At 42.9% G+C, this 6,904-nt stretch carries 7 protein-coding genes; 2 read left to right on the top strand and 5 right to left on the bottom strand.

Annotated elements, in window-relative coordinates:
* Window positions 1-185: 185 nt before the first annotated feature.
* The 4 genes from ODU55_RS10990 to ODU55_RS10975 all read right to left on the bottom strand — a co-directional run bounded on the left by ODU55_RS10990 (window position 186) and on the right by ODU55_RS10975 (window position 4,821).
* Window positions 186-1,358 (bottom strand): IS110 family transposase, encoded by a 1,173-nt coding sequence (locus ODU55_RS10990; RefSeq protein WP_398582842.1) that lies wholly within the window; start codon window positions 1,356-1,358, stop codon window positions 186-188.
* 467 nt (window positions 1,359-1,825) lie between these two features.
* Window positions 1,826-2,650, bottom strand: coding sequence for an ammonia-dependent NAD(+) synthetase (gene nadE / locus ODU55_RS10985; RefSeq protein ID WP_398582841.1), 825 nt, complete (start codon window positions 2,648-2,650; stop codon window positions 1,826-1,828).
* Window positions 2,651-2,662: 12 nt separating this feature from the next.
* The gene (locus ODU55_RS10980; RefSeq protein ID WP_398582845.1) at window positions 2,663-4,117 is read right to left on the bottom strand and encodes a nicotinate phosphoribosyltransferase; all 1,455 of its coding nucleotides are present in this window, start codon (window positions 4,115-4,117) and stop codon (window positions 2,663-2,665) included.
* A 59-nt stretch (window positions 4,118-4,176) separates the two neighbouring features.
* On the bottom strand, window positions 4,177-4,821 hold the full coding sequence (locus ODU55_RS10975; RefSeq protein ID WP_398582840.1) for a prepilin peptidase: 645 nt from the start codon (window positions 4,819-4,821) through the stop codon (window positions 4,177-4,179).
* Window positions 4,822-4,943: 122 nt separating this feature from the next.
* Here ODU55_RS10975 and ODU55_RS10970 point away from each other — a divergent pair, with 122 nt between their 5' ends.
* Window positions 4,944-5,498 (top strand): tRNA (mnm(5)s(2)U34)-methyltransferase, encoded by a 555-nt coding sequence (locus ODU55_RS10970; protein ID WP_398582839.1) that lies wholly within the window; start codon window positions 4,944-4,946, stop codon window positions 5,496-5,498.
* Between the two features lie 15 nt (window positions 5,499-5,513).
* On the opposite strand, the gene ODU55_RS10965 is transcribed toward ODU55_RS10970, so the two are convergent.
* On the bottom strand, window positions 5,514-6,293 hold the full coding sequence (locus ODU55_RS10965; protein ID WP_398582838.1) for an ABC transporter ATP-binding protein: 780 nt from the start codon (window positions 6,291-6,293) through the stop codon (window positions 5,514-5,516).
* Window positions 6,294-6,519: 226 nt separating this feature from the next.
* Here ODU55_RS10965 and ODU55_RS10960 point away from each other — a divergent pair.
* Window positions 6,520-6,904, top strand: a 385-nt coding sequence (locus ODU55_RS10960; protein ID WP_398582837.1) for a transposase, incomplete at its 3' end; no start/stop codon positions are given.

Here is a 6,904-nt window from a genome sequence, read left to right as displayed (position 1 = left end):
ACATCTCAGCGCAGTGGTTGATTGGCAGATTTGTTCGTGTTTCACACTCCAAATCTGACCTAATCAACTGTGCGGGGGTGGGAAGACGAACTCTTTTTTAGACCAGTCGAGTTCTTATACGAAAACTCAAAAGAATGCAAAAACTCCCTCCCTATGATAGAATCAAAGCGAAAAAATTTTTGTATTTAGGCTACTAGCTCGTCCCTAGTAGTCTTTTTCTGTGCTAAAAATTCAGAATACGTTATCTGCTCTTTTAAGAGGATATAAGCTATTTTTAATAATTGATGTGCAAGGGCAATTGTTGCTTTTTGTGAACCACGCCGACTTTGAATCTGATAAAATCGGTCTGCTAGGGGGCTTCCTTTTTGTTTTTTGACTGCGAAAGCGGCTTGGCATAAACATTTCTTCAAATAAGAATTACCATGTCGAATCTTAGTACTTCGTTTCTTACCAGCACTCTCATTATTACCTGGACAGAGTCCTGCCCAAGAGGCTAAATGTCCAGCAGTGGGAAACTGACTCATGTCAACACCAACCTCAGAAATGATAACAGAAGCTGTAATGACATCAATGCCTGGAATGGAATCCAATATTTCTACATGTTTTTCATATTGTGATAGATAGACATTAATTCGCTCTTCCAACAACTCAATCTGCTTCTGATAAAAATCATAAATCTCTAAGGACTGCTTTAACATGAAGCGATGATGGTCAGAGAAATAACCGTCCAAGGCTTCCAAAAGCTGCGGCATTTTCTTCTTCAGACTGGTATAAACGGATTGCTGGACAATGCGAGGTGTGATAGGCGTCCCATCAACCAGTAGCTGAAGGAGATTACGACCAGATAGCCCCATAATATCTTCAATATAGGTTGTTAGCTTAATACCACCTGACTGAAGAATTTTATGGATACGATTGGTTTCTCGATTGCGACTTTCCACATAATGTTTTCGTTGTCTGGTCAACTCCCTCAATTCTTGAATGGTTTCATCGGGAACGAAACTCCGAGGAAGTAGACCAATCCGTGTTAATTTAGCTATCCAGTGAGCATCTTTCTTGTCGGTTTTCTGACCTGGAATAGCCTTCATATGAGCTGGTTGAGCGAGTATCAACTCGAAGTCATCACATAGAGCATGCCAGACAGGTCGCCAATAAACACCTGTGCTCTCCATGCCAACAGCTTCCACATGAAATTGACTGAGAAAATCGTGGCAAGCACGCAGGCCTTTAGTCGTTGTATCAAATGTAGCCATCTCACGCTTTGGACGAGTTGAGGTGAGTGGTCCATGTAGGATACAGACGACAATATTGGCTTGATGGATATCAATACCTGCACAAGATTGATAGAGAACATCCATGACAATTCCCTCCTTTTTAAAATTAGAGAGCTTATCTACCGAATTTTAGTCGTATTTTTATACTCATGCCTATAGCATATTTTGGGGTGCTCGTCAGTAGAGTGGATCAGTTTTTCCCTCGATGACTAACATCATTAACTCGTCGACCACAAAGCCCTCACTAAGATTATACACCTAGTGAGGGCTTTATGTTCGTTTTCATTATTCTGTGGGTGAGGGCGAAGCCATCATGGATGTCTTTCCCACTCCCATAATTTTTATACTCAATGAAAATCAAAATCAGACTTGCTCCAAAGGTTTGGGGAACCTATAGAGGTTGGAGATAGAGCGAACCTAGTTCATATCAATATGATGTAGATAGAACACTGTTCCTTTTATATTTCAAGGGAACTGGCTGAAAACTCCATAGGAGCTTTTCAGTTCATCAAATCAAGTCAACAACGTCTGATTTTGATTTTCGAAGAGTATTATTTCCAAAAGTCATCAAAAATCGTGATTGGCAGGTGGCGTTTATGGGCTGTTTTGTTCCACCATCCTTCGATAATGGTTTGGGCTTGAGGGTCGATGGTTTTGCCTTCAAGATAGTCGTCGATTTGGTTATAGGTAACACCGAGAGCGACTTCGTCAGCAAGGCCTGGTTTGTCTTCTTCCAAGTCTGCAGTAGGAACTTTGAGGTAGAGTTTTTCATTTGCCCCCAGTTCAGCTAGAAGCTGTTTTCCTTGGCGTTTATTGAGGCGGAAGAGGGGGAGAATGTCTGCACCGCCGTCTCCGTGCTTGGTAAAGAAGCCAGTGATATTTTCAGCTGCATGGTCAGTTCCAATAACAGCCCCCTTGCGTTCACCAGCAACAGCATATTGGGCAATCATACGCATGCGGGCTTTAGCATTTCCCTTATTAAAATCAGACATAGTAAGCCCATTTGCATTGACTGCAGCCACCATTGCATCTGTTGATTCCTTGATGTTGATGGTTAAGCTGACATCTGGTTGAATAAAGGCTAGGGCTGCTTGGGCGTCAGACTCGTCAGCTTGCACACCGTAAGGGAGGCGGATAGCGATAAATTGATAAGAATCGTCACCTGTTTCCGCCCGCATTTCTTCCATAGTCAGCTGAGCCAAACGACCAGCCAAGGTCGAATCTTGTCCACCAGAAATCCCCAAGACATAGGTTTTCAAAAATGGGTGTTTTTTCAGGTAGTCTTTGAGAAAGTCGATGGAGCGACGGATTTCTTCTTTTGGGTCAATGCTTGGCTTGACGCCAAGTTCCTTGATGATAGTTTCTTGTAGAGTCATAATGTATCTTTCTTAAATGGATTTAGCCTGGCTTTGCTTGCGAATGCGGTTGATAATATCCATCTTGTTGTCCCAGACATCCTGAGCCAAATCAACTGGATAGAGCTGTGGATTGAGAACCCGTTTGTATTCATCCCACAGTTTGTCAAATTCCTGATTGGCATAGGTCTGAATTTCCGCTAGGCTTGGAAGTTTATAGACCTGTTTTCCTTTTTCGAAAATAGGAACTAGGAGAGGACGTGCATCAAAGTTCTCGATGGTTTTATTGATGTAGGTGTAAGTTGGATGGAACATATAGATATTATCCATCTGTGTGACGTCAGTGTCCGCAAAGGTGATGTAGTCCCCTTCTGATTTTCCTTTTTCTTTGGAGGTGATGCGCCAAACCTGTTTCTTACCAGGAGTGGAGACTTTTTCCGCATTAGAAGACAGCTTGATGGTGTCACGCATATTTCCATCTTCATCTTCGATGGATACAATCTTGTAGACAGCGCCCAAGGCAGGTTGGTCGTAGGCGGTGATGAGTTTGGTACCAACTCCCCAGACATCAATTTTTGCCTTTTGCATTTTGAGGTTGAGGATGGTATTTTCATCCAGGTCATTAGATGCGTAAATCTTCGCATCTGTAAAACCTGCATCATCTAATTGCTGACGAACTTTCTTGGAAATATAGGCCATATCGCCTGAATCAATCCGAACCCCTTTGAAGTTAATCTTATCTCCCATTTCCTTGGCAACCTTGATGGCTGCAGGAACACCGATTCGTAGGGTGTCATAGGTATCCACAAGGAAGACACAATCATGATGGGTTTCCGCATAGGCCTTAAAAGCCTTGTAATCATCTCCGTAGGCTTGTACAAGGGCATGGGCGTGGGTACCAGCGACAGGGATGCCGAAGATTTTTCCAGCTCGAACATTGGATGTTGCAGAAGCACCACCGATAAAGGCCGCACGAGTCCCCCAAATGGCAGCGTCCATTTCCTGAGCACGACGGGTACCAAATTCCATCAACATTTCATCTTCAATGACTGCCTTGATACGACGGGCTTTGGTAGCAATCAGGGTTTGGTAGTTGACGATGTTTAAGAGGGCAGTTTCGATTAGTTGGCATTGTGCCAATGGTCCTTCGATTTGAAGAATGGGTTCGTTAGCGTAGACCAGGTCGCCCTCCTTAGCCGAACGGACAGTGAGAGTCATTTCCAATTGGGACAAGTAGTCAAGGAAATCCTGTGGATAGCCTAACTCAGTCAGATAGTCAATATCCGTCTGGCTGAAGGAAAGATGGTTGAGGTAGTCTACTACACGCTCCAAGCCAGCAAAGACGGCATAGCCATTTTTAAATGGTTGTGAACGGAAATAGACTTCAAACACAGCGTGTTTATTGTGGATGTTTTGATTAAAATAGACCTGCATCATGTTGATTTGATAAAGATCGGTATGCAGGCTCAAACTGTCATCTGTAAAAATGGTCATAGCATTCTCCTTTATTCTTTCTATTATATCAAAAAAATCGAGCGAGGCTCGATTTAGAGAGTGATATTGATAATGAGACTGGCCAAAAATAGAAAAGGTACATAAGGAAGGGATTTTGGTTTGAAGATGAAAAAGATCGCCAGCCCCAAGATGGAACTAATCTGGATAATCCAGAGAATTTCGGTAAAACCAAATAAAAGTGAGAGACTTGCCAGATAGAGAAAATCACCAGAACCAATATTGAGTTGCCATTTTTCAGTCAGATAGGCCAGGACCAAAAGGCCACAGAAGAGCCAGTTGAGCTGGGAGAGTAGCAGAGCTATAAAAGTAAAAACGAGCCAGACAGCAAAAGGATATTCCTGATGCTTGATGTCATAAATGGTCAAAACTAGTCCTGCCAAGATAAGAATGGTTTCGGTTAGGTTTAGGACTTGAAAATGGCAGAGCAGGACGACTAGACCAGCTAAGACTTCCAGTCCCAGATACCAATAAGGTATTTTCGCCTTGCAGTAACGGCATTTGGATTTTGTGGAAAGCTGGGACAGGATGGGAATTAGGTCCCAAGCTTTGAGCCGTCGCTTGCAGGCATTGCAGTGACTAGAGGGTGCGATAATGGACTGTTCAGGGAAACGGTCGATGACCAATCCCAAGAAGGAGCCGATAGAAGCTCCAAGGAAAAATAGGATAACTGTCTTCATACCTATTTATTCGCAAATGGGTGAGGAAAATGTGCGGTTTTTTTTAAAATTTTTTAAAGATGGAAAGTATGCTATACTAAGTGTGATACATTTTATGAAAATAGAGTACATTAGGAGAGAAAATGCTTAGACCTTTACACATGGCTCATGCCTTTTTAGATGAGATATTAACAGACCAGGACCTAGCGGTCGATGCGACTATGGGAAATGGGCATGACACGCTATTTTTAGCCCAGCGAGCAGGAAAAGTGGTGGCCTTTGATATTCAGGAACAAGCCCTGACCACAACGGCTGAAAAACTAGAAAAAGCTGGCTTGACCAATGCCCAATTGGTTTTGACAGGACACGAAAACCTAGATCAGTATGTGGAGGAATGCAAGGCAGCAATTTTCAATCTGGGCTATCTTCCTTCGGCAGATAAGTCTGTTATTACCCTACCAGCAACCACCCTTCAAGCTATCGAAAAAGTTCTTGACCGACTGGTGATTGGTGGTCGCCTAGCCATCATGATTTATTATGGACATGAGGGTGGGGCGGTTGAGAAGGATGCTGTCTTAGACTTTGTCAGCCAGCTAGACCAGACTGTCTTTACGGTCATGCTCTACAAACCCCTCAACCAAATCAATACCCCACCGTTTTTGGTGATGGTGGAACGATTAAAATCCAGCTCAAACTAGGGCTGGATTTATTTTTTATAATATGGGCTTAATGAACAATCTTCCCTCACCCAAGTCAATCAATTCCACCTGATTGCCATAAAAATCGCTGAGGAGTTCAGGTGTCAGGATGTCTTCTTTGGGTCCCTGTGCCAAGACCATGCCATCTTTGAGCAGGAGGACATGGGTGAAATTATCAGTGATTTCTTCGGCGTGATGGGTGACATAGATAATGGCAGGAGCCGTTGGGAGTTGACAGATATGGTCGATGTGATGGAGCAGGCGTTCGCGAGCCAAAAGGTCTAAGCCCACAGTAGCCTCGTCCAAAATCAAAATAGCCGGCACTTCCATCAAACTGCGGGCAATGAGCAGGAGTTGACGTTCTCCTTGTGACAAACTAGCATAGGTCCGACCAATCAAGTGCTCGGCCTTAATGGTTTTGAGCATGTCTATGGCTTCATCCAATTCAGCTTGACCGTATTCACGGTAAAGGATGGAGGATTTGTATTTTCCAGTCAAGACAATCTGCTCAGCTGTCAAATCAATAGGAAATCGTTCGGCTAGAAAGGAGCTTACGATCCCAATCTTAGTGCGAAGGCTAGGAATATCGCCCTTGCCAAACTCCACTCCAAGCACAGTCAGGTCACCAGATGTCTTCCAAAACTCAGCCATTAAAATACGAAGGAGAGTTGATTTTCCAGCCCCATTGAGCCCTAGAATAGCCCAACGCTCGCCTTTTTTAAATTCCCAGTTGATGTCGTTTAAAATGTACTTTCCCTGTCGTTTGTAATGGACATTTTTCATTGAAATAATCATAGTTGTTCTCCTATTCCTTTTGATTATTGTAACATAAACAGACATGAGGGACTATTTATAGAATCATTCCCGTAGTTGGTTATGCCCTACCCATCATAGCTTTTCAAACTTTCAAAAAGAAAAATCGCCACGGTAAGTAGCGATTTTTCCCTTTTGTGAGCCTCAATAAAACGTCAAAGCGTTATAATAGTTTTAAGTCAAAAATCTCTATTAACGAGGTCTCACTATGAAAATTATAACACAGCTTAACCTTTTTGAGGAACAGGAACTGGGTGATTTGGAAAAAATTTTGATGGTACTAGATGGTCTTCCAGAAACAGATCTATTTGACAAGTTAGAATCCAAACGAAAACATGGTCGTAAAGATTACAGCATCCAGTCCTACTTCAGTGCCTATATTGCTAAAATAGTTCTTCAACTGGAAACGGATCAACAGTTGCTTCGTCAGTTAAACATGAACAGTCAACTACGTCAAATCTGTGGTTTTGAAACCCACGGGGTTAACTTAAAAAACGGGACGATAAAACTGGTCCATGCCCCCTCAAAATCTGCTTACTCCCGTTTCATCCAAGACTTGGAAGAGGTTTGTCCAGATATTGAAGAATGGGTTT

This window comes from Streptococcus sp. 2022WUSS037 (assembly GCF_044427225.1).
Classification (GTDB): Bacteria; Bacillota; Bacilli; order Lactobacillales; family Streptococcaceae; genus Streptococcus.
Note: the sequence above shows the minus strand (reverse complement) of the source record. Positions and strands in the feature narration are given on the sequence as shown.